25 protein-coding genes are annotated in these 24881 nt (G+C 62.2%); 10 read left to right on the forward strand and 15 right to left on the reverse strand.

Annotation, left to right across the window (positions count from 1 at the left end; all coding sequences use genetic code 11):
* Positions 1-8 precede the first annotated feature (8 nt).
* Positions 9-1580: an MFS transporter gene (locus tag AB3X96_RS26190; protein WP_368591995.1), complete on the reverse strand. Its 1572-nt coding sequence runs from the start codon at positions 1578-1580 to the stop codon at positions 9-11.
* 159 nt (positions 1581-1739) lie between these two features.
* On the opposite strand from AB3X96_RS26190, the gene AB3X96_RS26195 reads away from it, so the two are divergent.
* A complete protein-coding gene (locus tag AB3X96_RS26195; protein WP_368591996.1) occupies positions 1740-2642 on the forward strand; it encodes a LysR family transcriptional regulator in 903 nt (300 codons plus the stop codon).
* 189 nt (positions 2643-2831) lie between these two features.
* Here the strand turns inward: AB3X96_RS26195 and AB3X96_RS26200 are convergent, their stop codons facing one another.
* From AB3X96_RS26200 to AB3X96_RS26210, 3 genes are all read right to left on the reverse strand, one after another.
* The gene (locus AB3X96_RS26200; protein WP_368591997.1) at positions 2832-3500 is read right to left on the reverse strand and encodes a LuxR C-terminal-related transcriptional regulator; all 669 of its coding nucleotides are present in this window, start codon (positions 3498-3500) and stop codon (positions 2832-2834) included.
* An 18-nt stretch (positions 3501-3518) separates the two neighbouring features.
* Positions 3519-4424, reverse strand: a complete 906-nt coding sequence (locus tag AB3X96_RS26205) for a S1C family serine protease (protein WP_368592054.1) — start codon at positions 4422-4424, stop codon at positions 3519-3521.
* Positions 4425-4576: 152 nt separating this feature from the next.
* Positions 4577-4774, reverse strand: coding sequence for a hypothetical protein (locus tag AB3X96_RS26210; protein ID WP_176122026.1), 198 nt, complete (start codon positions 4772-4774; stop codon positions 4577-4579).
* A gap of 163 nt (positions 4775-4937) precedes the next feature.
* Between AB3X96_RS26210 and AB3X96_RS26215 the strand changes: the two genes are divergently transcribed.
* Together AB3X96_RS26215 and AB3X96_RS26220 are read left to right on the forward strand one after the other, a co-directional pair.
* Complete coding sequence (locus AB3X96_RS26215; RefSeq protein WP_368591998.1) at positions 4938-5360, forward strand: ACT domain-containing protein; 423 nt, start codon at positions 4938-4940, stop codon at positions 5358-5360.
* A 77-nt stretch (positions 5361-5437) separates the two neighbouring features.
* Positions 5438-5899, forward strand: coding sequence for a hypothetical protein (locus AB3X96_RS26220; protein WP_368591999.1), 462 nt, complete (start codon positions 5438-5440; stop codon positions 5897-5899).
* A 42-nt stretch (positions 5900-5941) separates the two neighbouring features.
* On the opposite strand, the gene AB3X96_RS26225 is transcribed toward AB3X96_RS26220, so the two are convergent.
* Positions 5942-8695, reverse strand: a complete 2754-nt coding sequence (locus AB3X96_RS26225) for a UPF0182 family protein (RefSeq protein WP_368592000.1) — start codon at positions 8693-8695, stop codon at positions 5942-5944.
* Between the two features lie 223 nt (positions 8696-8918).
* Here AB3X96_RS26225 and AB3X96_RS26230 point away from each other — a divergent pair, with 223 nt between their 5' ends.
* From AB3X96_RS26230 to AB3X96_RS26245, 4 genes are all read left to right on the forward strand, one after another.
* On the forward strand, positions 8919-9503 hold the full coding sequence (locus AB3X96_RS26230) for a glutathione binding-like protein (RefSeq protein WP_176111185.1): 585 nt from the start codon (positions 8919-8921) through the stop codon (positions 9501-9503).
* A 151-nt stretch (positions 9504-9654) separates the two neighbouring features.
* Positions 9655-9891 carry a hypothetical protein gene (locus AB3X96_RS26235; RefSeq protein ID WP_368592001.1) on the forward strand — a complete coding sequence of 79 codons (237 nt, stop codon included), beginning with the start codon at positions 9655-9657 and terminating at the stop codon, positions 9889-9891.
* 91 nt (positions 9892-9982) lie between these two features.
* On the forward strand, positions 9983-10699 hold the full coding sequence (locus AB3X96_RS26240) for a transposase (protein ID WP_368592002.1): 717 nt from the start codon (positions 9983-9985) through the stop codon (positions 10697-10699).
* A 330-nt stretch (positions 10700-11029) separates the two neighbouring features.
* Positions 11030-11617: a YSC84-related protein gene (locus AB3X96_RS26245; protein WP_368592003.1), complete on the forward strand. Its 588-nt coding sequence runs from the start codon at positions 11030-11032 to the stop codon at positions 11615-11617.
* Positions 11618-11678: 61 nt separating this feature from the next.
* On the opposite strand, the gene AB3X96_RS26250 is transcribed toward AB3X96_RS26245, so the two are convergent.
* From AB3X96_RS26250 to AB3X96_RS26280, 7 genes are all read right to left on the reverse strand, one after another.
* Positions 11679-12902 (reverse strand): polysaccharide pyruvyl transferase family protein, encoded by a 1224-nt coding sequence (locus AB3X96_RS26250; protein ID WP_368592004.1) that lies wholly within the window; start codon positions 12900-12902, stop codon positions 11679-11681.
* Positions 12899-13957, reverse strand: coding sequence for a lysylphosphatidylglycerol synthase domain-containing protein (locus AB3X96_RS26255; RefSeq protein ID WP_368592005.1), 1059 nt, complete (start codon positions 13955-13957; stop codon positions 12899-12901). The genes AB3X96_RS26250 and AB3X96_RS26255 overlap by 4 nt, the downstream gene beginning before the upstream one ends.
* Before the next feature lie 122 nt (positions 13958-14079).
* Complete coding sequence (locus AB3X96_RS26260) at positions 14080-14277, reverse strand: hypothetical protein (protein WP_368592006.1); 198 nt, start codon at positions 14275-14277, stop codon at positions 14080-14082.
* A 107-nt stretch (positions 14278-14384) separates the two neighbouring features.
* Complete coding sequence (locus AB3X96_RS26265; RefSeq protein ID WP_368592007.1) at positions 14385-14930, reverse strand: phasin family protein; 546 nt, start codon at positions 14928-14930, stop codon at positions 14385-14387.
* A 327-nt stretch (positions 14931-15257) separates the two neighbouring features.
* The gene (locus AB3X96_RS26270; protein WP_176122018.1) at positions 15258-15452 is read right to left on the reverse strand and encodes a hypothetical protein; all 195 of its coding nucleotides are present in this window, start codon (positions 15450-15452) and stop codon (positions 15258-15260) included.
* A gap of 70 nt (positions 15453-15522) precedes the next feature.
* Positions 15523-16155: a response regulator transcription factor gene (locus tag AB3X96_RS26275; protein WP_184227546.1), complete on the reverse strand. Its 633-nt coding sequence runs from the start codon at positions 16153-16155 to the stop codon at positions 15523-15525.
* A 98-nt stretch (positions 16156-16253) separates the two neighbouring features.
* Positions 16254-16562, reverse strand: coding sequence for a hypothetical protein (locus AB3X96_RS26280; protein ID WP_176366622.1), 309 nt, complete (start codon positions 16560-16562; stop codon positions 16254-16256).
* Positions 16563-16777: 215 nt separating this feature from the next.
* On the opposite strand from AB3X96_RS26280, the gene AB3X96_RS26285 reads away from it, so the two are divergent.
* Positions 16778-17548: a DUF3047 domain-containing protein gene (locus tag AB3X96_RS26285; protein WP_368592055.1), complete on the forward strand. Its 771-nt coding sequence runs from the start codon at positions 16778-16780 to the stop codon at positions 17546-17548.
* 193 nt (positions 17549-17741) lie between these two features.
* Positions 17742-20066, forward strand: coding sequence for a PAS domain S-box protein (locus tag AB3X96_RS26290; protein WP_368592056.1), 2325 nt, complete (start codon positions 17742-17744; stop codon positions 20064-20066).
* A 40-nt stretch (positions 20067-20106) separates the two neighbouring features.
* Here AB3X96_RS26290 and AB3X96_RS26295 read toward each other — a convergent pair whose 3' ends face one another.
* Together AB3X96_RS26295 and AB3X96_RS26300 are read right to left on the reverse strand one after the other, a co-directional pair.
* A complete protein-coding gene (locus AB3X96_RS26295; RefSeq protein ID WP_368592008.1) occupies positions 20107-21372 on the reverse strand; it encodes a DUF2252 family protein in 1266 nt (421 codons plus the stop codon).
* Positions 21373-21412: 40 nt separating this feature from the next.
* Positions 21413-21802 (reverse strand): NUDIX hydrolase, encoded by a 390-nt coding sequence (locus AB3X96_RS26300; protein ID WP_184227549.1) that lies wholly within the window; start codon positions 21800-21802, stop codon positions 21413-21415.
* A gap of 309 nt (positions 21803-22111) precedes the next feature.
* Here AB3X96_RS26300 and AB3X96_RS26305 point away from each other — a divergent pair, with 309 nt between their 5' ends.
* The gene (locus AB3X96_RS26305) at positions 22112-23758 is read left to right on the forward strand and encodes an alpha/beta-hydrolase family protein (RefSeq protein ID WP_368592009.1); all 1647 of its coding nucleotides are present in this window, start codon (positions 22112-22114) and stop codon (positions 23756-23758) included.
* Between the two features lie 31 nt (positions 23759-23789).
* Here AB3X96_RS26305 and AB3X96_RS26310 read toward each other — a convergent pair whose 3' ends face one another.
* Positions 23790-24518, reverse strand: a complete 729-nt coding sequence (locus AB3X96_RS26310) for a FadR/GntR family transcriptional regulator (protein ID WP_368592010.1) — start codon at positions 24516-24518, stop codon at positions 23790-23792.
* Positions 24519-24881 lie beyond the last annotated feature (363 nt).

Consider the following 24881-nt stretch of genomic DNA (forward strand, 5'->3'; position numbering starts at 1 on the left):
CAGCAGGCTTACGTGCTCGGGCGACGGACACACTCATCCAGTGCAGAGTTCGGACGATGCGCGTACGTGCCCAGTCCGAACGCGACGACGCTGAGCAGCGCCAAAGCCCATACGCAGATCACGGCGTACAGCATCACGAGAACAAAGCCGTGCACGAGCGCCGCATGAGCGATCACGCCATGCGGATCGGCGCTTGCGAGTTTCGTGCTGTCCTGCATGAGATCCGCAAAATTGCCTGCGGCCACCTTTTGCGCGAGAAAACGCAGCGAAGATGCTTCGGAAAAGCCGGGAAGCGCGCGAGAAAGATAAGAAAGCACACCTTCGAAGAGTATGTAACCCATCAGCGCGATATTGATGGCCAGGCTGATCAGTCTTGCGCTCATATCGATACCCGAGGCCATGCCTGCGCGGTTCGACGAGACCGAGCCGGTCGCAGTATTGGTGACCGGCGTGTTGGTCATCCCCAGCCCGGTACCGCACAACAGGCACCCCGGCAGCATCGTGAGCCAACTCGCTTGCTCCACGCCAGCTCCGCACCTCATCAGGATGAAGCCGAGACCGATGATGAACAGTCCGAGCGGAATGACCCTGCGCGCATCGAAGCGCAGCGCAAGCCGCTCGGCAAATGGCGGCACGATGAGCGTGGGTAGCGTATAGGCGAGCAGCGACAGTCCGGACTTCACATTCGTGTAGCCGAGCGCGCCCTGAAAATAGATCGGCAGATAGATCATGAACGGCCAGTAGCTGAAGTTCATGCCCATCGATCCGCATATCGCACCTGAAAACCGGCGGGTCCGGAACACGGAAAAGTCGAACATCGGCCGACGACTACGCTTCTCGACGAGGATGAACGCGATAAAACTCGACGCCGTCGCCGCGACGATGCCGAGCGCGGCGGGGCTCTCCAAGCCGAGATCCGGACCTTGCGTAATCAAATAGACGAGACCGAAACACGACGCGGAAAGCGTGAGCATGCCTGCAACGTCCAGGTGTTGCGCATGCGGGTCGCGGGACTCCTGCACCCCCGCGAAGACGAGACCTAGCGCCACGATCGAGATCAACGCGTGGACGAGGAACACCCACTGCCAGTTGGCGACTGCGACGATCATGCCGCCGATGATCGGACCAAAGCCGAGGCCGATGCCGAAGATGATTCCCCACGCGCCAAACGCTTTGCTGCGTTCGCGCCCTTCCGGAAACTGATGCGAGAGCACCGCCACCTGGCAGATCAGCATCGCTCCGCCGCCCATCCCTTGAAAAAAACGGCTGACGATCAGGACGGACGCACTCTGTGCGAGGCCGCAGATGAGCGAGGTGATCCCGAACATCACGATGCTGGCCACGTAGGTGCGTTTGCGTCCGAAACGGTCTGCCAGCGCGCCGGTGCCCATCAGCACGGTGGTGCACGCGAGCGTGTAGGCGTTCATGATCCATTGAATCTCCTTGAAATCTGCGTGCAGCACGCCTTCAAGGGTGGAGAGCACCGTCGGCACACTGGAAATTTCGAGGCCGAACATCAGCGAGGTCAGGCATACCGCGGCGAGCGCCACGGCATTTTTGGAAGGGGTGGCGAGTGTCATGAGATATCGCAGGGAAAAGGTGCGTTTGCGAGTACACGTCGGCGTACACGGAGGGAGCCAATCGACCAGCAGCATCACGTCGGATGTACTATAACGGGAACCAGCGTCCCTATTGAGGCAGTTTTTTCCCACAACTTATTCCCCCGAGGACCCAATTCGATGGATCAACTCGATGGCGTAGCGGTCTTTGTCAAGGTGATCGAAGCCGGTAGCTTTACTGTTGCGGCCGAACGCATGCACCTCACGCGGTCGGCCATCGGCAAAGTGATTGCGAAGCTCGAGGCGCGCCTCGGCGTACGCCTGCTCCAGCGCACGACGCGTAGCCAGACACTGACGGAGGCTGGGCGCAGCTACTACGATCGATGCGTCCGCGCGCTTGCCGAGCTGGACGCTGCCGAAGCCGAACTGGAGACCGGATACAGCGAGCCACGCGGTCGGCTGCGGGTCAGCGCGCCGCTCGCATTCGGCCACCATTGCGTCGCTCCGGTGTTGTTCGGACTGGCCCGCAAGCACTCCAAGCTACAGATCGACATCTCGTTTACAGACCGGGCCGTCGATCTCGTTGAAGAAAACATCGATCTTGCGGTGCGCATCGGCGCTTTGCGCGACAGCACGAGTCTCGCCGCACGGCATCTCGGCGTTCAGGAAACCAGCATCGGAGCGGCCCCGGCGTATCTTGCGCGGCATGGGACGCCCGTCGATATCGACGATTTCGCGAAGCATGCGGGCATCGCTTACTCGCGCGCCGGCGTGGTGTCGCCATGGCGCGTACTCGACACGGACGGGGTTGAACGGGAATTGCTGATCAAGCCGCAACTGAGCCTCGACGATATCCAGGCGATTGCCGGAGCCGGTGTCGCCGGTCTGGGGCTCGTGCAGTTGCCATGCTGGTTGCTGACACGATATGTGATGACGGGCGAACTCGTCGCGGTGAGGGAGCGTTGCGGCGTGCGACCACAGGACATCCACGCGGTGTGGCCGAACACGCGATATCTTCCATCGAAGACTCGTTGCGCCATCGATGCACTGGTCGCGGAGATCCCACCGATGATTCTTCGTTGAGGTTACGAACTTCTACGTTTGGGAATCGGAGGACGCAGCCAAAGCGTTCTTCACCGATGCGCTCCGCGAGCGGGTAACCGGTCTTTACGGTGTGCGCCCCGACGTCGAGTTCGTGCAGATTGCCGCGCTAGTGGAAAACGCTCGAACATGACGTCGTCCAGTGTCGCGGGCGGAGAAACACGAGCTTTTCTACACCATGATGAATCCGTGCCGCATGCCGAGCATCACCGCCTCGGTGCGGTTGGTCGCACCGAGTTTGCCGAAGATGGACGACAGGTGGAATTTCACCGTGTTGTCGGAGATGTCGAGTTGCCGCGCGATCTCCTTGTTGCCGAGTCCGTCGGCGAGCATCGCCAGCACCTCGATCTCTCGTAACGTCAACGCTTCGAACGTTTCGCCGGGTGCCTTCTGGCGCGACGGTCTCGTTTCGGCGAGCAGCCTTGCGAGGATGTCGGGCGTCAGCACGCAAAGGCCCGCGGCCACGGCTTCGATGGAGACGACGATTTCGGCTGGCATCGCGATGCGCGGCAGGATGGCTACCGCGTCCGCGGGCAACGCATCGAGCATCCAGTCGCTGTCCGGGTCGTCGCTCAACAGCACGAGCGACGGCAACGCGTGCGAGAGTTCGAGTGGAATCTTGAGCGCGTCGCTTGCCTCCGGCGCGGTGTCGGCGACGATCACATCCGGCACCGATCCGGCGAGGCAATCGACGAGCTTTTCAGCGTCGGCTGCGCTACCCAGGAACTCGAGTGCCGGGTTCGCCTCGACAAGCGCTTGCAGGCTCGCGCGCTCTTGCCACGATGCCGCAATCACTGCGACCCGCAAAGGCGCCGTGGGTCTCGTCCGTCCATCCGACATTTCGTCCCTTCCCGGACCTCATCTGCACGAATTCCGTTGGGGCCGTTCGCCCACTGTTACCGAACACGCGTGGCGTTCGCCACCTCGGATCAAGGCGATCTGCAACTGCTGCCCAACGCCTGCGGAGCCCAGCGCGGCACTTACGTCGCCCATGTCGCGGCAAGGCTTGCCGTCCAACTCGATCAGTACATCGCCTATCAGCACGCCCGCCTGCTCCGCAGGGCCGCCCGGCGCAAGCGAGTTGATCAACAAGCCACTGCCGAACGACAGGTTCATTTCCTTGACCCAGGCGTCCGGCAGGCCGACCCGCTGCGTGCCGACACCAAGGTAGCCCCGCGACACGCGCCCTTTCGCCAACAGTTCATCGGTGACGCGCTCCACGGTCATCCCGGGAATGACGATGCCGGCGCCGCGCATCAGTGCCGACGTGCAGATGCCGACGACCTGCCCGCGCATATCCGCGAGGGCCGCCCCGGAGAAACCCGGGCGCAGGCCGCCGTCCAGTCGCACGAACGCATCGAGTTGTCCGCCTCTCCACGTGCGCCAGGCCCCCCCTACGCCGCCGATCACGCCAAAATCAGCGCTAACGCCGGAATCATCCGCACGGGCGACGGCGAGCGCAAGATGACCCGGCTTCAGTGAGTGGGCATCGCCAGAATCGATCGGGTCGAGATCGACGCCGTCCAGTTTCAGCACGCCGATGTCGGAGCCCGGGTCCAGACCCGCGAGGACCGCGGCGACCGTACGGCCGTCGGTCAACGTGACTTCGATCCCTTCCTCGCGCCTGAGCGTGTGTGCGGCGGTCACGACGACGCCACGGCGCCAGATTACGCCGCTCGACGGCATGCGATGCCGGCCGTGTACCGCCACGACACTCCGCTCCACTCGCGCGACGATGTCCGCCAGATTGTCGGAGAGATCCATCAAAGGATTGCTGCTCGAGGATGTGGTTTCCATTTCAAGCCCCCTGCCCATTGCGTTATGACGACGGATTCACAATGACAGAACCACGGGGGGCGCACACCACCCAAATGGGTAGCCGGGTAGATGCAGTGCGGGCCCTGTTCAATCTGCGGCTAACGCCGCCCGCTACGGCCCCATACATAGCGCACCCATCGCTGCCAGCGGCTTTGCGGTGGAGCGGGGGCGTGGCGCGCAGTCTGCGCTTCGCGGTCGCGCTGGACGGACTTCTGCACCTGTTCGTGGATCTGCCTCAAGCTCATGCCGCCTGGGCCTTTGAGCTTGTCGGGATCGTCATCGGGATCGTCTGTCATCTGAGTCGCCTGTGTGTGAAGAGGCGACTTGATCTTGATACAGATACCAGGCAGCAGCAAGTTGAGCGCGGAGCGCCGACCGGTGCGCAGTCCAACGGGCCTTGCCCGCCTGCCATTCGTGAAGTAGATTTTTCTAATGAGGTTCGAGCCGGGAGGGACGGCCATGGAACTGAGTGTGGAACGTGTCGAGGTTTGGGCAGCTACCATCGACGACAAACCGGGAGGTCTTGCGAAAGTCTTAAGCGTCTTGCGGGATGCTGGTGCCGACTTGCAGTTCATCGTGGCGCGTCGCACGCCAGAGGCATCGGGTAAAGGAGTCGTGTTCGTCGCTCCGCTACAGGGAGACAGTGTGACCCGCGCCGCCACCCAGGCGGGGTTCAGCGTCACCCCGAGCCTTCACTCCATCCGTGTAATGGGTCTAGACCAGTTGGGCATCATCGCGCAATTGAGCCAGATGCTGGCGGATGGCGGGATCAATCTGCGCGGCGTCTCGGCCGCAGTGCTTGGCACGCAATTCATCGCTTATCTCGCGCTCGACTCGCTGGACGACGCCGAAAAGGCGATTGACCTTCTACAAAGGGCCTGAAGTACCCGTACCGGACTGCGGACCGGCTTGGCTCTTGCTGGCAGCGAATCCCAATGCCGGTAGGGAGGTCGGCAGGGATGAAGACACCGACGACCACAAGGCGGGTGCTTTGGGCGCTCTCGCTTTGCATTGTTGCGACCTGCATCGCCGTTGGCGGGGTATTGCTGTTCGAGCTGTTGGTGGTCGGCCGTGCGGTCAGCGATTTCCGCCGGGACACGGCTATAGCGCAGGTGGGCATCGGACGTGGCGAGCCGGCTACAGCCGAGGAACGCATCAACCCGCCCTATCTGAAGCGGTACGGCCTGGACCGCAACCTGTATAGGGACATTCACGGAAACTTTTCGCCAACCGGCGCCGACTGGCGGCAATGGGGGCTGCGAACCAAGGTCGCAGCCACGGTGATGTGGCTGGGTCACGATCCACCGGGAACCTGGTGGACCTACGTTCAGATCAGGTGTGTTGATCGGTTTCCCGAAGCTCACGCCGACAGCGAGCCGATAGTCGATGTTGCCGACGCTTGCCTCGGCGAACCGCATTGATCGACGCGCAGGCTTTCAACGACCCGTTCCTTGTCCCGCTGGTCATTTGTGATCATCCGAACGGCCAGCACCGAGCGCCTCGAGCAACGGCCGCAGCGCATTCAGTTCCGCACCGAAGCCGCTCCAGTCTTCCGCCTTCAGTCGCTCGATCGCGCGGTCATAGTGAGCAAGTGCCTCTCGCGCGCGAGCATCCACTGTGCCCCGGGATGGCGATGCCGCTCGCGCGGTCTCCTGGAAGAGCGCCGCCAGCGCTTGATCCAGCGTGTCCTCCATCACCACACGGTCGCCATAGGCGGCAATTACTCTCTTCATCTCCGGCAACTGACCGGAGGCCGCGCGCAAATAGAGCGGAGAAACGTAGAGGATCGAGTTCTCGATCGGCACGACTACAAGATGACCGCGAATGACGCGTGAGCCCATCTGGTTCCACAGCGAAATCTGCTGCGAGATCTCGGTATTCTGCTGAATGCGCGCTTCGATTTGAAACGGCCCGTAGACCAGCTTGTCCTTCGGAAAGGTATACACGATGAGCTTGCCGTACCCGGGCTGATCGCAGCGCGCCGCGAGCCATGCAATCATGTTCTCCCGCTGGCTCGGCACCATCGGCAGCATCAGGATGAATTCGGCGCGCGGGTCGCCGGGGAGTCGCATGATCGTGTAATACGGCGGCATCGTGCTGGCGGAGCTTCCGCCATCCATGCCGACCAGCTCCTGAGGAAACTGCCACAGATCCTCGCGGTTGTAGAACACTTCCGGCGCATCCATGTGATACGCGCGGTAGACCTGCGCCTGGATCAGGAACAGATCCTCGGGGTAGCGGATATGCTGCCGTTGCCCCGCTGGCATCGCGTCCAAAGGCTTGAACATACCGGGGAAGATGCGCTCGTAGGTGCGCAGGAGCGGATCGGCGGGATCGCTGATGTAGAAATCGACCGTGCCGTTATACGCGTCGACCACGACCTTGACCGCGTTTCGAATGTAATTCGCGTTGTCGCCGAAACCGGGCCGGGAGTAAGGAAACCACTGGCTGACGGTGTAGGCGTCCTGTATCCAGAACAGCCGCCCATCGCTTGCGACGACGTAGGGGTCATGGTCGAGCGTCAGGAACGGCGCGATCGTACGCACGCGGTCCTGAATGTTGCGGTGAAGCAGAATCCGGCTCTGGTCGGTGATATAGCCGCTCAGCAAAATGTTCGGATCGTCGAGCTGCCAGGCAAAGAGACTGCGGCGTCCCACACCGCCGAGCGTGACGCCGTCGCGCCCGCTATACCTCGTGTACGCATTGGTCGGTCTGCGGGGATAGTCGAACTCAGCTACATTGCCGTTCACGATCACATAGTCCTGCCGGCCTTCACTGAAATAGAGACGTGGTTCGCGAATGGCCGGGCCGCCGCTGGAGACGGGCGGAATATCGTGCAGATAGAAAGACGGTAAGCCTTCAGTGGATTTCTCGGTGACTGGCGACATCACGACGCCGATGCCGTGAGTAAAGATAAGGTGCAGGTTCACCCACGTTTGGGCGTTGGACGGAAGCATCGCCGGTTCCAGTTCTCGCGCCGACAGCACCACCTGCCTGTATCCGCTATCGAGCTGATAACGGTCGATGTCCACCGAAAGAAATTTGTAGTAAGTCCTGATCTCCTGCAGCTGTGCGTAAGTGTCCATCAGCGGTGGCACATCCCAAAGCCGGATGTTGTCGATGGTCGCCCGATTGGCCTGCAGCGAGTCGAGCGTCAATCCCTGCTCGGCCTCGAACGGCTTGACCTCGATCTTTGCAAGGCCGTACGCCTGTCGCGTTAGCGCGATCGTATGCTCAATATAGGGTGTTTCCAGTTTCAGCTCGCTCGGCTTGACATAGAAGCGTTGAAACAGCGAAGGATAGATCTCGGCGAACACAATCGAACTGCCGAATACGATAAGTGCGAGAGCGACGGGCTGCAGATGGCTGCGCTGGCGCATGTTGATCCAAAGAGCAACCGACGAGGCGGCTCCAAGGCCGACAAGCATCCACAGGACCGGCAACTCGACGTGGACATCGGTATAGCTCGCGCCGACCACGACGCCGTTGTCGCCATAGAGCAGCAGGAAGCGGTCGAGCCACCACGACCATGCCTTCACCGCAAAGAACAAACCGAGCAGTGCCGAGCCATGAGTGATGGCGGCGGCCGACAGCGTGCGTGGTGGCCGCTCCAGCGCAATGTCACCGCGCAACGCGTAGACAGCACCTGCCACGACCGCGCTCCAGAACACTAGCTGCAGCAGCCAGTTCTTCAGAGCGACATACGCGGGGAGCGAGAAAAGATAAAAGCCGATATCCCTGTCGAAAATCGGATCGCGCTCGCCAACAGGCACCTGATAAATGAAGCGAAGCGCGATGTCCCAGCTCGAAACTTCGCTAGCGGCGACAACCAGCCCCAGGACGACCGCGGCGCAGGCAATACTGGCGCGCCAGGGAACGTGCGGCGCGATCAGTTCGGACAGTTCGACGGCAACCTCGCTCGCATGCGACGGATCGTCTGCTTGCGCTCGCAAGACATCGACACGCCTCGCGTAACGATGCGCCAACATCCCCGACAGCCAGATCGCGCACGCCGAGATTGCGAACGCCGTCGCAAACAGCAGCACCCGCGCGGAAAGGATGGTCCAGAAAACGCCACCATAGCCGACCGAAGAGAACCACAGCCAGTCGACGAGGACGCCGGTGATGCGTCCGACGACGATCAGGGCAACGACGACGGCCGCCACCGTGATTGCATAACGTCTCAGACGCACGCCGGACTTCACTTCCGACCGCATAGTCCCTCCTGTGCTGGCCGTAGCCGATGCCCTGCTGCGGTTGTGATGCTGGTTCGGATGGGCCGGGTCAGACAGCTTGAATTATTGTAGGAGCCACAGTCAGAATACTAGTGACCCTACTTTCTACCTGCTATCGAGTCTGCGGGACCGTGGCTATGACGGCGGCATACCCTTTGCTGCAATGAAACGGTTCAGTTCATTTCACGAAAAGGGGACCCCCACCATGAAGCTCTACTATTCGCCAGGTGCCTGCAGCCTCGCCGACCATATCGCAATGCATGAGGCCGACCTTACTTTCGACAGGGTTCGCGTCGATTTGAAGTCGAAGGAGACGGAAACGGGGGAGCAGTTCAATCAGATCAATCCAAAGAGCTACGTCCCAACCCTCGAGATGGATGACGGTCAGCGGCTTACCGAGAATATCGCGATTCTTTCGTGGGTCGCACAGCGCAAGCCTGCCCTTGCGCCCAATAGCGAACCCGGCAACCTGCGCCTGCTCGAGATGCTCGCGTTCATTTCGACAGAAATCCACAAGCAGTTCGGCCGTGTTTTCAAGCCCACTTCGGATGCTGAAGCAACGGCAGCGCGTGAGAAGCTCGGTCAACGCTTTCAGTTGATCGCCACCATGTTCAAGGGCGATTACCTGTTCGGCAGCGAAGCGAGTGTGGCGGACGCCTATTTGTTCACCATGCTGCTCTGGGCTCAAAAGGTGGGCATCGAAGTGCCTGAGAAATTGCGAACCTTTGCCGAACGGATGCGCGCGCGTCCGGCCGTCCAGCTTGCGATGAAGCACGAGGGACTGGAATGATGAAGCACCGATCGTCGCCGCGCCCGCCAGGCAAACGCGGCGCGACGAAAACCATCCGATCCTCGCCGCGCGCGTCACGTCTTGCCATTCACTCGACGACGAGCGTCGCTTTCAACGCAACCGCTCATGCACGCGTTCAACGCAGTTCGCGATGAAATATCGCGAGTCCGCTGCCGCCTGCACGCGCAAAATGCCGTCGAACGCAGTCAGCAGTTCGATGAACTCATTGAACGCGTTATCGCGCGCCGCATCAGCTCGGATAGCTGATCGTCAGGATGAAGCGGCGCCGCAATTCAGCGGTGGCATAAAAAACGCTGGTTGCGAGCGGCAAATCAGCGAAAAGAGGCCAGAAAAATGGCCTTTTCGCGATGCAAATCCGCGCAGATGATCGATAGAATTTTCTATAGCGCGTTACGCACCATGACGCGTCCGATATCTGTGGGATCGCGTTCCCACAGCGGATTTCCAGTTGATTCAGCATGACACGGCTCGCACGGCACTACGTCCCCGAACAACCGCAACACGTAATCTTGCAGGGAATCGTGGGCCCTGCATTTCTGGACGAGGGAGACTACCTGTACTTCCTCGCCTGTCTGGCAGACGCCGCGCGCGTCGCCGATCTGGCAGTCCACGCGTGGGTGCTCATGCCTGACGCGGTCCAGTTCCTCGTCACGCCTTCATACGAATGGAGCGTGGCCATGGCGATGCAGGCAGTGTGCCGTCGCTATGTCGAGACCTTCAACCGCCGCCATGGACGCCGCGGTGCGGTGTGGCGTGGGGGGTACCGGGCGACGGTGATCGAGCCCGAACGGTATTTCCTGCTCACGAGCCAGGTCATCGATCAGGCGCCGGTGCGCAACCGCCTTGTTGCCGACCCGGCAAACTACCAGTGGTCGAGCTGCGCGCACCACATCGGGCAGCGTGTGGATAGCTTCATCAAGGATCACGCGCTGTACCGGGCGCTCGGCAATACGCCGTTGGAGCGCCAACAGGCTTACCGCGATCTGGGCGCACGGCCGCTTGACGAATGCGAAGTCGAGAACCTGATGCAGTCGACGCTCAACGGCTGGGTGCTCGGCAGCGCCGCGTATTGCGAGTGGGCGGCGCGGACAGCCAATCGGCGTTTGATGCCACTACTGCTGCGCGACCGCCCCTCCACGGTTCGCACGACACGCGCGCTCGCACACGCGGGCTAAGCAAAGGAGAAACGAAACGGAATTCAGTCTTTCTGCTGTCCGGCCATTTCCGTGGGCTTTCTGCACTCGTCGACAATGAGCCCGCCTTCTGTGCCGATTCGCAAATTGCGCGTATCGACGCATGTCAACGCAATACCCGTGCTGCCCCTTACATACAATTAGGAGGTCATCTTCTACGATCAGGTGGTGACTGAATGCACGGCTTATTTTTTCAAGGCAACAAGCAGTCGGTCCCGCAGCAGTCAACGCAATTGGCAAGTGTCGGTGGAATATATTCCTTCAACCATTGCAGCATCACGGTTTAAACCGTGAACCACGATGGAGGCAGCCATGCGCAGAAGAAGCTTCTTACAAACAGGTGCCGCGGTTCTGGCAGTCGCGGGTGTGGCGCTGAGCGGGTCCGCGGTCACGATGAGTGACGCCGTTGCCGCCGAATCCAACGCGTCGAAGCGGCAGGTCATCGATGCCAAGGTCAACGAGACCCTGTCGCGGCTGTTCGAGACGGTCAAAGGTTCAAGAGAACTCGTCGACAAGGCGAACGGCGTACTCGTGTTCCCGTCCGTACTCAAGGTCGGCTTCATCGCGGGTGGCCAATACGGTGAAGGCGCTTTGCGGGTGCACGGGAAATCGGTCGGCTACTTCAAGACGATATCCGGGTCGTTCGGCTTGCAGGCGGGCGCGCAGTCGAAGGCCATGATCTTTCTGTTCATGACGCAAGAGGCGCTCGACAGCTTTCGCAAGTCCAACGGATGGTCGGTCGGTGGCGAAGGTTCGGTCGCGCTCGTGAAGGTCGGAGCGAACGGCACGATCGATACGACAACGGCCACCGAACCCGTCCAGGCGATCGTGCTGACGAATTCAGGTCTGATGGCTGACGTGTCGCTGGCCGGCACCAAGGTTTCTCGACTGAAAATCTGACGACATTGCTTGCAGCGTTTGTCTGACAGGGTCTTGCGCTCGTCGCGCAAGACCCCGCATTTCACGCACGACACATCGCAGCGCGCATCTGTGCGAACCCCTCCCGATAGCGAGCGGCGAGGTATGCGGCCGTCCGCCCCAGCAACACCCGGTCGATCGTCAGAGCATCGAGCATTGCTTCCGAAAGCGCCTCGATCCCGACGCTGCCCGGCACGGCCGCTGGCTCCCACGTCGCGGCAAACGCGGACTGTTTCGTCGTGTCATGCGCGCGCGCCGGATGAACGAAATTCACCCGCGGCACACCGAACGCCATCGCGACGATCCGTCCATGCAGGCTGCTTCCCGCATAGGCCGTGGCATCCGCGATCAGTGCGCAGATGTCCCATATCTCCAGCGATCGGAAGAGTTGCGTACGTGAGACCTTCATCCGCGCCGCAATCCGTTCGTAGCACGCCATATCGTCATGCCAAGGCGCGGCACCCGCTCGAAAAAACACAATACCAAGCCCGCTCTCGTTCGACACACGATCGAGCTCGCGCGCTAGCACACCGAGCGTTCTATCGTCGCCGAAGTCCGCACTGAACTGCACGGCGACATATCCATCGGGAAACGTCCGCTGCAAGTTCGCCACTCCGCTCGGCTCCTTGTGCGCGAGAATGGTCGCGCCGAACAACTCGGCCACCATCACCGCCGGGTCCGGCACGAGCCGCGCGAGAATGCCAGCCGCGGCGAGCCCGTTCTGCGTGTTGACGTCGCGCACGCTGACGTCGTCGGCTTGCGTGAGCTTCGACAGGACTTCTGCTCGCATGCAGGAGTCCAGCCGCTCGACATCGACGCCGCCAACCGCTTGATAAATGACGCTCGACGCCAAGGGAAACATCTCACGAGACGCCATGTAGGGGGCAAGCGCATCGAGACCCGTCAGCGCTCGTGCCCACGAGCGTCGCTCATCGTGATGTGTATCTAGTCGCGCGATGATCTTCTGTGCCTCGTCCCGCGGCAGCAGCATCACCGCCGCCTCCCAGTCGCCGCAAGTCAGGATCTCGCCGCCTGCGTGCAGGATATGCACGCGATCCTTGCCGCGTTTGGCAGCCAATTGCGCGAGCGCCTGTACAGCGTGGCCACCGTGGACGCGCAGGTCGCGCTGCGCGAGCCCGGCGAAGATCACGCGCTCGCACGCAAGCAGTTTTGCGACGACGTGAGGGAACAGCAGGTCACCCAGGTTGTGGCGATCGAAGGCGCCGAACAGCACTACCGCATCATGCTTTCCAGTGTCTCTCATCATGATTTGCGACCGACCCTCTGCGAAGGGTGGCTACGGTGCTCACCGCGTTCCGCTGCGGCGCCACCTGCCGTCGCATTGGCCGGAGCCTGCCGCTTGTCACGCCATTCCTCCACCTGCCAGGCAATCAGCCCAGGCAGAAAAACGATGATGTCACGAAAACGGCGCGCACCCGCGAGCGCGAGGCAAAGCTGCGGAGGAAAACCAAGCACCGTACCGATCAGCAGAAATCCACCTTCCTGAACGCCGAGCGCGCCAGGTACAAAGAACGCGACGCTGCTGAGCGCCTGGATCAGCGACTCCAGCACGAGTGCCTGAAGGAAACTTGCTTTGGCCGACAGAAAATAGAGCGCGAGCCACAGCTCGAGCGCGGTCGCGATGCATTGGAGTGATTGCCAGACGAGCAGGTAACGGATGATCACACCGGGCCGATGCCAGAGGTCGCTAATCGACTGATCGATGCGCACCGACTCGCCGACGAGCGAGCGGAATTTGCCGCTGGTGAGGCGATTGAACAGCTTCGTCAGACGGGCGAACGGACTCGCTCGCTGCACGAACGAAAACGCGAGCAGTAGCACCGCCAGAATGGCGATGCCGCCTCCGAGCCTGGCGGCGAGGTGCAACGCCGTGGCGCCGGCATGGGCGATCAGATAGCCGATGGCCGCAATGGCGAACAGCATTTCGCTGATCAGCGTCAGCTGGAGATCGACGACGAGGCTCGCCATGGCGGGGGCCGGCTCCATGCCCCATTTGCGCATCATGCGAAAGGTCACGACTTCGCCGCCCACTCGTGCGACCGGCAACATGCCGTTCACGGACTCCCGAATCCAGACGAGGCGCAGTACGGCGAACAGATTCGGGCGTAGCGGGCCGCGCATCAGCATCTGCCAATTCCTCGCGTTGGCGAGCATTGGCAGAACATGGACCATCCCTGCAAGCGCGAGCCCGGCGCCGGCTGCGCGCATCAAACCGAGCACCTTTTGCGCGTCGACGTGCCAGACGAGCCAGACCGCGATCGCCAGGCCGGCAAGTGCGGCAACCCGGGCGAGATATTTCATAAGCTGGTGGCGGCGTCCTGTCGGATGTTTTCAGGTATCGAACCGCGAGCCTCGGTTCGAGCTGCCGCATAATTCGTTCCCCGCGCCGGGAGAATGCTGTGTTATTTGCTGTCTGGCACCAGTCAACGGACCCTTGCGAACGCACGCAGCACAGCGTCGCCACGCGGCGTCACGTGAGGAAGCCGGAAGCCCGAGCCAGCTGGCTCATTCGTGATCAACTGCAGCTCGCGCAGCGCGCCAAGCTCTGCCCGATCCGAATCAATTCGTTCAGGCGCATCCTTCAACAGCAGCAGCGTGGCCACTTCGTGCGGGCTCAACATATCGCTTACCTCGCGGCGGGAAGGAACGACGGGTGACCAGATCCGGCCACGGCTGCATCCGCAGCACGCGAGAACCGGACCCGGCAGGATGTGTGGAAGCTTGTCGCCTATCGGGTCGACGAGCGGCGTGCGCGAGGCGGACTTCGGCGTTCCGGCGTGTCAGGGGTCGCTTTTGCAACGCGTTCGAGAATGGCGCGGACCATTTCCTCTACGTCTGCTTCGGCGACGGATTCGCCGGCCCGCTGCTCCTGCGGCGACGCGATGTCCTCGCTCAGCGTCGGGTCGACACCCGTTGCGCAGGCCGGCTGCTCAGCGGACATGGTGCCCTCGTGGAACTCATGCGCGTCGTCGTGATTGCAAACGGCGCGGCACGGCGTGATGGTTTCCGACGCGATATCCATCCAGCCGCGTGTGTAATCGGCGAACTGCAGGACGAGCCAGGGCATCACGTCGGCCTGGCGTCTGATCAACTGTTCAGGTGTCTGGGCGCGCCATACGCTTTCCCAGTGCAGCGCGGCACCTGTGACCGCGGACCTGCACGTGTCGACGTTCAACCTCATCAGCGCGCAAAAGCCGGCGACGAGCTGGTTCGGCAGTTGCGACACGTCAGTCGGAACGGATAGGGCAAATGGCATCTGTTTTGGGCTGCTCACGGGATATCTCTCAGGTTCTCGCGGACACGGTGATCGCTGCCACTGCGATTCGTGAAGGTCGTTCCCACGCCGGGCCGTCGGTCGGGCAGACGGTCTGAAGCCGTCTTAGAGCAGTCATTCTAACTTTGTTAAGTCGGATTCCAATTTTCGAGAGCCAGGGAGTTTCCCCGATATGTGGGAAATGCGCGCCTATGTGAGCGGGCGAGACGCGAGGGAGTCAACCAGAATTGCGAGCGACGGGCGACGAGGCGAGTGCCAGATACTTGCGCCTGGCATCGAGGTTCGAGAGGGAGTTTGCGGTCGATGCACCGCAAGGAGCGGCGCGGCTTAATGCACGGTTCCGAAGAACAGTTGCGCACCCTCCTCCGGCGTCAACCCCGCGGCGAAATAGGCCTCGAGGCGCATGGCCTTTGCATCGTCGAGCAGAAAAGGCGGCCGTACGAGGCCCGCTGCGACGGCATGGTCATACCATCGGCTTATCCACGCCCGCAATTCGATTTCACTCGCCGATAGCACTTCCATGCGATGTTCTCCCACACCAGGTGTACCCGCGCGACGGGTTCGTTCGAAAGCATTCGTCCAGCTTCATCGACTACTCGCGGATCAAGCCGTGCCTGATCGCATAACGGATCACCTCCGCGTTATTCGAAAGACCCAGCTTTTGCATTAGCCGCATCTTGTGGGTGCTGATCGTCTTGGCGCTGAGCGAGCACGCTTCCGCGATGTCATTGATGCTCCGGCCGCTGGCGATCAGTTGTAGCACCTGAAACTCCCGATCCGTCAGGACTTCGTGCGGCGGCACGTCTCCCACATGCTTTTCAAAGACCATCGCGTCGACCAGTTTCGGGTCGATGAAGCGTCCGCCGTCGGCGAGCTTACGGATTGCCGCCAGCAATACGTCCGGATCGCTGTCCTTGGTCACGTAACCGGTCGCGCCTGCCCTCAGTGCGCGCGACGCCACCTGCGCCTCGTTGTGAATGCTGAGCACGAGCAGCGGCAACCCGGGTCGGTCCGAGCGCACGCGTCGGATCAGATCGACGCCGCTGATGCCGGGCATCGTCATGTCGAGCAACAGCAGGTCGATGTCACAGCTGCGAAGTTTGTCGATCACCTCGGAGCCGTGGCCAGCCTCCTCCACCACGATCATGTCCGCGGTAGTTGCGATGATCTGCTTGAGGCCGCCGCGCACGATCGCGTGATCGTCGGCGATGAGGATCTTGATCATGTCCCGAATCCGAACTCGTGCGTGAGGCGCCCGATTGGTGAAGCCTTGGTCCGATCATCTCGCATTCGCAGGATTCGCGGCGGGCAAGTTGCGCCCGGCTAGCTGACCAGCGAAAACGTCACCGGGGTTTCTGCCCGATCGACCAGTTCGTCGAGACGGTCGACGAGTTGATCGAGCGCCACGAACGTGCCGGCATCGAAACCTTCCGCATGATCGCGGCGCAATTCCTTCAACGTCTGCTGCAAACGTCGTATCGCGACAGGACGGGTGTCGCGCAACGGCCAGCAAAACAGCAGGTATGTCAGCGGTGTCAGGCTGCGCGCCTCGCACCACGTTTCGAACAGGCGCTGGCAAATTCTGTCGATTTCTTGCAAGCGCCTGCGTCGGTCCAGAAAGTCCGCAATCATTTTGCACATCGCCTTTCGATCTTCGCAAGCCTCACCGATGATGGATGAACGGCTGCTAGCGCACAGTCGTCGGCGGCTGCAAATGACTACGGCAAAGCCTGATCCGGACGTCAGGAAATCCTGAATCCCGACACGCGCGGAAGTAAGCGGCCGCTGAAATGTCGCCTGCGCTGCCCATTACAATGGTTCCTATCCAAGAGACGAATGCGACCGCCATGCACCTTCCTTCGAGCCGCCGAGCGCAAAAACGAACCGCACAGCCAGCCTGGATCGTCGCATGTGTCGCGCTCCTATTGTTGCCGCTCCCCCTTCTTGCCCAGGACGAAAATCCCGGTATCGCCTTTTCCACGAGCGAGCCCGGCGCATCGCTGCCCGCTGGCTGGAAGAACCTGCCGGTGGTGCGCGGCAAGCCCATCACGCAATACACGCTGGTTCACGATGACCACACCACGGTGCTGCAGGCTGACGCGAACCGCTCCGCTTCTGCGTTGATGCACGAAGGGAATATCGACCTCGCGCGCACACCCGTCGTGGCATGGCGCTGGAAAGCGGATGGGCCGATCGCGGGCGCCGATAACCGCATCGCGTCGAAGGAAGACGCGCCAGCGCGGCTGATGTTCATGTTCGACGGCGACAAGAGCAAGCTGTCGATGCTCGACCGGGCGAAGATGGGGCTGGCCAAACAACTGAGCGGCGAAGACCTGCCCTATGCGACGTTGATGTACGTCTGGTCGACCAACGCCGCGCCGGGCACCGTCATTGCCAACCCCCGCACGAACCGCGTGCAGATGATCGTGGTCTCCGGTCAGCCCGGCGATGCGGGTCGGTGGCAAAGTCTGCGCCGAAATATCGTGCAAGACTACGAGCGGGTCTTTCACGAACCGCCAGGACGAATCACAGGCTATGGGCTGCTCACCGATACCGACAATACCGCTACCACGACACGCGCCTGGTACGGGGATGTCCAGTTCCTTCCCGGGCCTTGATGACCCGGTGCCGTCGAACTGATCGAGCCGGTCGGCGTGACGCGGCCGGCTCGGGTCCCGAACCGATTCCCCGACCCGGTCCGGGTGTGGCATAACACGTGCTGCCAGATCAAATTCTTCAGGATCGAATCGCATGAATCATTCGAAACCCGACGACTACCGAGCACCAGACGGCGCGCAAGCCGGTCCATCCATGCCTGACGACTGGGCCCAGCGATGGATCGACTCCGTCATCGACTATGCGGTCATCGGACTTTCGCCGGAAGGCATCATCCGTACCTGGAACGTCGGCGGTGAGAAAATTCATGGCTTTCTGGCTGACGAAGTCATCGGGCAGCGCTTCGACATTTTCCACACGCAGGACGATCGCGACAAAGGCAGCGCCGCTGCGTTGCTCGATATCGCCCGCAGCACCGGCCGCTCCGAGTCCGAGGGCTGGCGCATCCGCAAAGACGGATCACGGTTCTGGGCCAATGTCGTGATCACCGCTCTGACCGACGACACAGGGCGTGTGCTCGGCTTCGGCAAGATCGTGCGCGACATGACGGACAAGAAGACCGCGCACGATGCCGTCGTCGAGAGCGAACGGCGCTTTCGCATGCTCGTGAACGGAGTGACGGACTACGCGATTTTCATGCTTTCTCCCGCCGGGATCGTCACGAACTGGAACGCCGGCGCTCGCCGGATCAACGGGTATAGCGCCGAGGAAATCATCGGCTCGCACATGTCGCGCTTCTACACACCCGAGGATGCCGCGGCCGACCTGCCGCAACGGGGACTGTCGATCGCAGCCAGCGAGGGACGGTTCGAAGCCGAAGGGTGGCGGGTGCGCAAGGACGGCCGGCGCTTCTGGGCGCACGTGGTAATCGATGCAATCCGTGACGAAGATGGGGCGCTGGTCGGCTTTGCGAAAATCACGCGCGACATCACCGAGCGTATGGAAGCCAGCCGGATGCTGGAGGACACGCGCAAGGCGCTGTTCCAGTCGCAAAAGATGGAGGCAGTCGGCAAACTGACGGGCGGCGTTGCGCACGATTTCAACAATGTGCTGCAAATCTTGCGTGGCAATCTGGAATTGCTCGACAGCCGGCATTCGCGCGACGAATGGACTCGCGAGCGCGTGGCAAAAGCGATAACAGCGGTCGAGCGCGGCTCGAAACTCGCGTCGCAACTGCTCGCGTTCGGACGGCGGCAGCCGCTACGGCCGGTCGTCATCAACCTGGCCTCCGCGCTTCGCGGCATGGACGATCTGCTGCGCCGGGCTCTCGACGAGACGATCGACGTGGAAACGGTCGTCGCCGGGGGCTTGTGGAACACCCTCGTCGATATCCATCAGCTGGAAAACGTGATCCTCAATCTGGCGATCAACGCACGGGACGCGATGTCCGAGGGCGGCAAGCTGACGATGGAGCTCTCCAATGCGATGCTGGACGACGAGTACGTCGGCTCGGTGCCGGACATCCAGGCTGGCCAGTACGTACTGCTGGCCGTCACCGACACCGGCACAGGCATGCCGCCGGACGTGGTGGATCGCGCGTTCGATCCTTTCTTTACGACGAAACCGGAGGGAAGAGGAACGGGTCTCGGGCTCAGCATGGCATACGGCTTCGTCAAGCAGAGCGGCGGCCATATCAAGATTTACAGCGAGGTCGGGCACGGCACGACGGTCAAACTGTATCTGCCCCGCTCGGACCGGCCGGCCGTCGAACTGCCGCCACGCGTCACACCGGCTCCCAAGGGAGGAACTGAAACGATCCTCGTCGTGGAAGACGACAGGAACGTGCAATCGACCGCCCTCGACACGCTCTCGGACCTCGGTTACCGGGTCCTGAAAGCCGACGCCGCGGAGGAAGCGCTCGCCGTATTGCGCAGCGGCGTCCATATCGATCTGGTTTTTTCCGATGTCGTGATGCCGGGTCCGCTCCGCAGCACGGACATGGTCGCTCAGGGTCTGCGGCTGCTGCCGCATCTGAAGGTCCTTTTCACGTCGGGGTATACGCAGAACGCGATCGTCCATGGCGGCAGGCTCGACCCGGGCGTCGACCTGCTCAGCAAGCCGTACAGCCGCGAGCAGCTTGCGCGTAAGATCCGTCAGGTGCTCGATGTCGGCGACCCCGTACGTAGCAAAACTTCGCGCGATGCGGCGCTCGGCGGCCCGGTCGCCCCTTTGCGCATCCTGCTGGTCGACGACGACGTGAACCTGGCTCAAGCGACCAACGAACTGATCGGCTTGCTTGGGCATGCGGGAAAATTCACGACGTCGCCGCGTGAGGCGCTCGAGTGGCTGGCAAATGAACCCTTCGACGTGCTGATCACGGACCTGCGGATGCCGGATATCGACGGTATCGAACTGGCGAAGCAGGCGACCGCGCGAGCGCCTTCACTCCATGTCGTGTTTGCGTCGGGATACGCAAACCCGCAATTGCCATCGATGCCCTTTCGCTGGACCGCATTGAGCAAACCGTTCACCATCGACGAACTCGCAAGCGTGCTGGCCGGCGTTCGTCAGCGGAAATGACTGCATTTCCGCTCACCGGCGCGTCGTCGGGAGCCTCTCGCTATCTGACCTGTTCGCCCCGCCGGTCGACAGCGTAGCGCCGGCAGTGCTCCAGATATTCCGCTTCGTTTGCGACGGTCAATTCGACCATGCTGCGCCACAGCCACGATGGCGCCTTGATCGATTTGGGCCAACTTGCCTGCAGATCGCCCAGCCAGGCTTTACGAGTCGAGGCATCCATCTGCTGCGCATGGGCCTGCCCGATCACGAGCGCGAGGAAATGGGCTGCCTTGACGGCATCAGCTTCGGTGAGCCGGTCCGCGTCGAACTTGAGATCCTGCGGCATCAGTTGGCGGATCACGACCGCCGCTCCGTTCAGACGCGCGGCGCGCATGCGGTCGCCGAGCCGGGGAGTCACATGCCGGGCACCTTCGGCTACGCGCTTTGCGTTGTCGCGGGGCATCGGGGCGCCAGCGTTTGCCGGCGCGGCAGCGGTGGCGGCTTCCTTGATGTCGACAAGACAGGGGGGCCCGCCAGCAGAACATCCTCCATCGATGTCCAGCAACACCGCGTAGCGGCGGCGCCCCAAAGAACTGCACCCCTTTACCCAGAACGCGGCGTCCAGCACCTCGATTTTCGCGTCGCCTGTCGTCGCCGGGCCCAGCACCTCTGCCATCGCCAGGTCCGACTGCGGCGCGAAGAGGGATCGAACCGCCTGCGCTTCTTCTTCCGACAGCGGCCAGAAACGCTTGCCAAGTGGAATGTACGGCGCCGCGCCGTCGATCGTTTGCCGGCCCAGCTTGCGCCACGACTGGTGCAGTGCCCTTTTCATCGCGACCTGCACGACCGCCGGCCGTTGCGCCCGCTTCGTCTCGTTGCTGCGGGTGTCGTCGAAGGCCTGTTGGTAGCCGTCGATGAGCGCTTCCGCCATGCAGCTGGTGATGACGCCCGGCAAGTCCGCGCTGCGCGCGGCGGTGGCCAGCGACAGTCCCAGCCGAAGCAGGTCGTGCACAGGATTGCCGATCACGCATTGATCGAGATCCCTGATCTGGACTGCCACGTGACCCGCTGCATCCGCGACCGGGCCGAGATTCCCGAGATGACAATCGCCACAAATCCACACCGGCGGACCATCGGGCAATGCGCCGGGAGGCTGGCTGTCGAGCCACGCATAAAAGCGCCTGGCGCCTCCGCGTACGTAGTCGTATGCCGTGCGAGCCATTTTGTGCCGGCGAAGCTCTGCCAGTAAAGGCGCCCGTTGGTCAGGAGCCGGAAAATTTTTTGAGAACGCCTTTTTCACGACAGTGCTCCTCGCTACATCGGCCATCTGCCACAACCGCGTAGCTAAAACCGTGCCGCACCTGTCTTCAGCGGGCCGCGCGCCCATAGCCGCGATCGTCAAGCCGAACGAACAGACCGACAATCTCCCGGGTGGGTATGCTGGCTGACAAGGTCTCGATCTTGATCGGAGTAAACCATCGGCATTGGGCGATCTCATTGCCGGGCTCAGGTGATATGTCGCGCGCGAACTCGGCCAGGAAAACATGATGCCGCTTGTTGAGCCCGCCAAACTGGAACAGATACGTCAGGTGGACCTCGACCACGTTCGTTTCTTCCTCCAGTTCGCGTCGAGCAGCGTCCAGCGGGGTTTCGAGCCGTTTTATCGTGCCACCGGGCAGCGACCAGCGCGAGCGCGAGCGAGCGACCAGGAGCAGCTTGCTGTCGCGCACGCATAGGATCGTGGATCGATCTTTCATTTTTGAGTTGCGGGCATTCAGTCGTGGGAGCCGATCGCAGCACGACGAGCAAGCAGCGTGCGCGCCGACTCGGTAAGTCACTGGCAGGCCACGAGGTTGTTCGACCCAGAGAAAGCTAAATACAATGCGATGCATGGCCCGAAGCACCGTCAAAATCAAGCCGGCTCGTGTCTTCGACTCCTTTGCGGATGGCCCGCGGGGACGAAGTGCGAGCTGCGCCAATCTGAGCGAGCACGCATGCGGAACCCCCACGAGCCGATAGCTGCCTGGCTCCGAGGCGCACTTCGGACGCCGACGCTCAGCGGCTCGTTGCTCGCGCTCGTGTTCTGGTGGCAGTCACTGACGCCAACGCTGATTCCGCGGTCGTGGGTAACGCAAACCGTCGTCGGTGCGTTTTGTCTGGCCATCGGCTACGGGGTAGGCACATTGGCTGGCTGCGGGGTGCATCGGCTGCTGCAGCGATGGGGGCGCGTGCCGGCCAGCGAGAGCCGCCGGCGCATAGCAATCGTTCTGGCGGCGGCGTGGCTCATTGCACTGTTCGTTGGCGCGAAGCTATGGCTCGGCTGGCAGAACGAGCAACGTAGTTTCATGGGGATGACAACCATCGGCTGGTTGGATGGCGTGCTGATGAGCGTGGTGTCGCCGTTGGCGGCGGTGCTGCTGGTGGTCATCGGGCGAGTCACGGCCCGTGGTGTCGCCGCAGTCAACCGGGTGATCCTGCGCCACGTCCCGTCGATCGTGTCGGTGCCAGCAACAGCGCTCTTCATCATCGTGATTGGCATCGCGCTCGGTCGCGGAGTGTTTTTTCCCGCCCTCGCCACGGGCTCCGATCTCGTCCACGAGCCGAGGAACGAGAACACGACCGAAGGAACCCTGTCCCCCACGTCGCCCACGGTGTCCGGCAGCAGCATGTCGTTGGTCGCATGGGACAGCTTGGGACGCATGGGGCGCGACTTCGTGGCAACGGCGACAAACAGGCAAGAACTGGCGAAGTTCCACGGATCAGATGCGAGGCTGGTCGATCCGGTGAGAGTCTACGTGGGGGTGCGTTCTGCGGACTCCCTCGAACAGCGCGCGCGGATTGCGGTCCGCGAGCTCGAGCGCGCGGGCGGGTTCGACCGCAAAGTGCTGGTCGTGTGGATACCCACCGGCACGGGCTGGATCGTGCCCCAAGCCGCCGCCTCGCTCGAGGAACTGCACGGTGGCGACACGGCGATCGTGGCGATTCAATACTCTTTCCTGCCTAGCCGCTACGCCATTTTCGTGGACGCCGGGCTCGCGGACGAGGCGGGTATCACGCTCTTCAACGCCGTTCGCGCCCGCTGGTCGACGCTCCCGCCGCAAAAGCGGCCGAAGCTCGTTCTGTTCGGCAAGAGCCTCGGCGCCGCGGGAGTGGAAGCGCCTTTCGTGGGAGCGGACGCATCCGCGTCGGTGGCCAATATGGTGGCCGCGACCGATGGCGTGCTGATCGCCGGCGCCAAACAAACCAATCTCATCCATGCGCAACTCACCCGCGAGCGCGAGCGCGGGTCGCCCTTCTGGCAGCCGATCTTCGATGGCGGGCGTGTCGTACGGTTCCTGAATCGCGATCCGCATCAGGTGGCATTGAATGCGGACTGGCCGGCCCCGCGAATCGTGTACCTTCAGCATCCGGCCGATCCGGCTGTCTTCTGGAGCGTCAGAGCGTTCTGGTGGCCGCCAGAATGGATGGCTCCGCCTCGCGGCTTCGACATGCCTCGCGCGATGCATTGGTTTCCGATCGTCTCGGGCGTGCAGGCGGTGGGCGATCAGATTCATCAGCTCGCCGTGCCGCCAGGGTTCGGCCACAACTACTCTTCGGAGGATTACGTCAGCGGCTGGGCCAGCGTGGTGCCCCCCGACGGCTGGACGAAGGCCGACACCGAACGACTCGCCCGTTTCCTCGACAACGTTGCTGGCGACGAAACAGAGCCGTGACCGGGCAGAAGGCGAACAGCCTGGAGCGGCGCTAACGCCACGCCTGGGTGAACTCGCCGATGACCCGCGTCAGATGCGCCTGCATCGCCGTGCGCGCAGCGGCCGCGTCTCGCGCCATGATCGCCGAGAAGATGCGCTGATGCTCATCCTGCGAAGCCGCCCGCAATGCGGGAGTGTGGAAGTGCTCCTCGATCTTTTTCCACAGCGGGTCGGCGCGGGAGTTGTCCCACATCGCGGTCACCACGAGCCGGAGCATTTCGTTTCCCGTCGCCCGCGCAATTGCCAAATGGAAATCACGGTCAGCGGCCTCGTTCGCCGCTTTGTCATGCATGCTTTCGCGCATCGCGCGTAACGCGGCGAACAGCCGATCCAGGTCTGAATCTTTGCGTTCGGTAGCGGCTAACGCGGCGATCCCGCTTTCGATCACCACCCGCGCGCGCAGCGTCTCGATCGGGCCTAGCCCGCGCGGCAGTTTGAACATGGCGGAGCGCGGGTCCGGCGCGTCTGCCACATAGATGCCCGACCCGCCGCGAACCTCGACCACGCCCTGCACTTCCAGCGCGATGATCGCCTCCCTCACCTGTGTGCGGCTCACGCCAAAGCGTTCGGCCAGCGTGCGCTCGGAAGGCAGGCGCGCACGCGGCCCGACGTCGCCGGCGGCGATCAGATCGTAGATCTGCTTCGCGAGTCCGACATAGGAACGGTCGGTCGCGTCCTCATCGGCACCGCGGCCGTTCGGCGTGGGTGAAAGCTCGTCCATTCAGGATTCCCGAAAGCTTCGAAGCGGCCAAAGGATCGGTTCGAGTTCGACAAAATGGTACACCAATTGACGGATCAGGCCGCCACGGGCCCCGCGCCACTTTTGTTGGCCTCGAGCCGATTCAGCAGGGGTTTCAGACTGTTTCGAGTCCGCCCGTGGCGCCGTGGTAAACCACTATCGCGCGGGGATTGGTATGCCAGTACTGTCAGACGTGACTGAGTTCGCGCCGGCCCTTCGTTTTGCTTCGGAGGCGACGCCATTGCAGAAGTCGTTCCGCTGCTTCGGCGAGTCCGATTCAGCCCCGCTGCAGCACATTCCGCAAGATTCCCTGCTTCACGCACAGAATTCGGCGGCGATTCATGA

It is taken from the genome of Paraburkholderia sp. BR13439 (assembly GCF_040948805.1).
Taxonomy (GTDB): Bacteria; Pseudomonadota; Gammaproteobacteria; order Burkholderiales; family Burkholderiaceae; genus Paraburkholderia; species Paraburkholderia youngii.

Excerpts from the sequence above, each read along its gene's own strand:
- AB3X96_RS26190 (WP_368591995.1), bottom strand. The coding sequence starts at position 1,580 with ATGACACTCGCCACCCCTTCCAAAAATGCCGTGGCGCTCGCCGCGGTA.
- AB3X96_RS26195 (WP_368591996.1), top strand. The coding sequence starts at position 1,740 with ATGGATCAACTCGATGGCGTAGCGGTCTTTGTCAAGGTGATCGAAGCC.
- AB3X96_RS26200 (WP_368591997.1), bottom strand. The coding sequence starts at position 3,500 with ATGTCGGATGGACGGACGAGACCCACGGCGCCTTTGCGGGTCGCAGTG.
- AB3X96_RS26205 (WP_368592054.1), bottom strand. The coding sequence starts at position 4,424 with ATGGATCTCTCCGACAATCTGGCGGACATCGTCGCGCGAGTGGAGCGG.
- AB3X96_RS26210 (WP_176122026.1), bottom strand. The coding sequence starts at position 4,774 with ATGACAGACGATCCCGATGACGATCCCGACAAGCTCAAAGGCCCAGGC.
- AB3X96_RS26215 (WP_368591998.1), top strand. The coding sequence starts at position 4,938 with ATGGAACTGAGTGTGGAACGTGTCGAGGTTTGGGCAGCTACCATCGAC.
- AB3X96_RS26220 (WP_368591999.1), top strand. The coding sequence starts at position 5,438 with ATGAAGACACCGACGACCACAAGGCGGGTGCTTTGGGCGCTCTCGCTT.
- AB3X96_RS26225 (WP_368592000.1), bottom strand. The coding sequence starts at position 8,695 with ATGCGGTCGGAAGTGAAGTCCGGCGTGCGTCTGAGACGTTATGCAATC.
- AB3X96_RS26230 (WP_176111185.1), top strand. The coding sequence starts at position 8,919 with ATGAAGCTCTACTATTCGCCAGGTGCCTGCAGCCTCGCCGACCATATC.
- AB3X96_RS26235 (WP_368592001.1), top strand. The coding sequence starts at position 9,655 with ATGAAATATCGCGAGTCCGCTGCCGCCTGCACGCGCAAAATGCCGTCG.
- AB3X96_RS26240 (WP_368592002.1), top strand. The coding sequence starts at position 9,983 with ATGACACGGCTCGCACGGCACTACGTCCCCGAACAACCGCAACACGTA.
- AB3X96_RS26245 (WP_368592003.1), top strand. The coding sequence starts at position 11,030 with ATGCGCAGAAGAAGCTTCTTACAAACAGGTGCCGCGGTTCTGGCAGTC.
- AB3X96_RS26250 (WP_368592004.1), bottom strand. The coding sequence starts at position 12,902 with ATGATGAGAGACACTGGAAAGCATGATGCGGTAGTGCTGTTCGGCGCC.
- AB3X96_RS26255 (WP_368592005.1), bottom strand. The coding sequence starts at position 13,957 with ATGAAATATCTCGCCCGGGTTGCCGCACTTGCCGGCCTGGCGATCGCG.
- AB3X96_RS26260 (WP_368592006.1), bottom strand. The coding sequence starts at position 14,277 with ATGTTGAGCCCGCACGAAGTGGCCACGCTGCTGCTGTTGAAGGATGCG.
- AB3X96_RS26270 (WP_176122018.1), bottom strand. The coding sequence starts at position 15,452 with ATGGAAGTGCTATCGGCGAGTGAAATCGAATTGCGGGCGTGGATAAGC.
- AB3X96_RS26275 (WP_184227546.1), bottom strand. The coding sequence starts at position 16,155 with ATGATCAAGATCCTCATCGCCGACGATCACGCGATCGTGCGCGGCGGC.
- AB3X96_RS26280 (WP_176366622.1), bottom strand. The coding sequence starts at position 16,562 with ATGATTGCGGACTTTCTGGACCGACGCAGGCGCTTGCAAGAAATCGAC.
- AB3X96_RS26285 (WP_368592055.1), top strand. The coding sequence starts at position 16,778 with ATGCACCTTCCTTCGAGCCGCCGAGCGCAAAAACGAACCGCACAGCCA.
- AB3X96_RS26290 (WP_368592056.1), top strand. The coding sequence starts at position 17,742 with ATGCCTGACGACTGGGCCCAGCGATGGATCGACTCCGTCATCGACTAT.
- AB3X96_RS26295 (WP_368592008.1), bottom strand. The coding sequence starts at position 21,372 with ATGGCCGATGTAGCGAGGAGCACTGTCGTGAAAAAGGCGTTCTCAAAA.
- AB3X96_RS26300 (WP_184227549.1), bottom strand. The coding sequence starts at position 21,802 with ATGAAAGATCGATCCACGATCCTATGCGTGCGCGACAGCAAGCTGCTC.
- AB3X96_RS26310 (WP_368592010.1), bottom strand. The coding sequence starts at position 24,518 with ATGGACGAGCTTTCACCCACGCCGAACGGCCGCGGTGCCGATGAGGAC.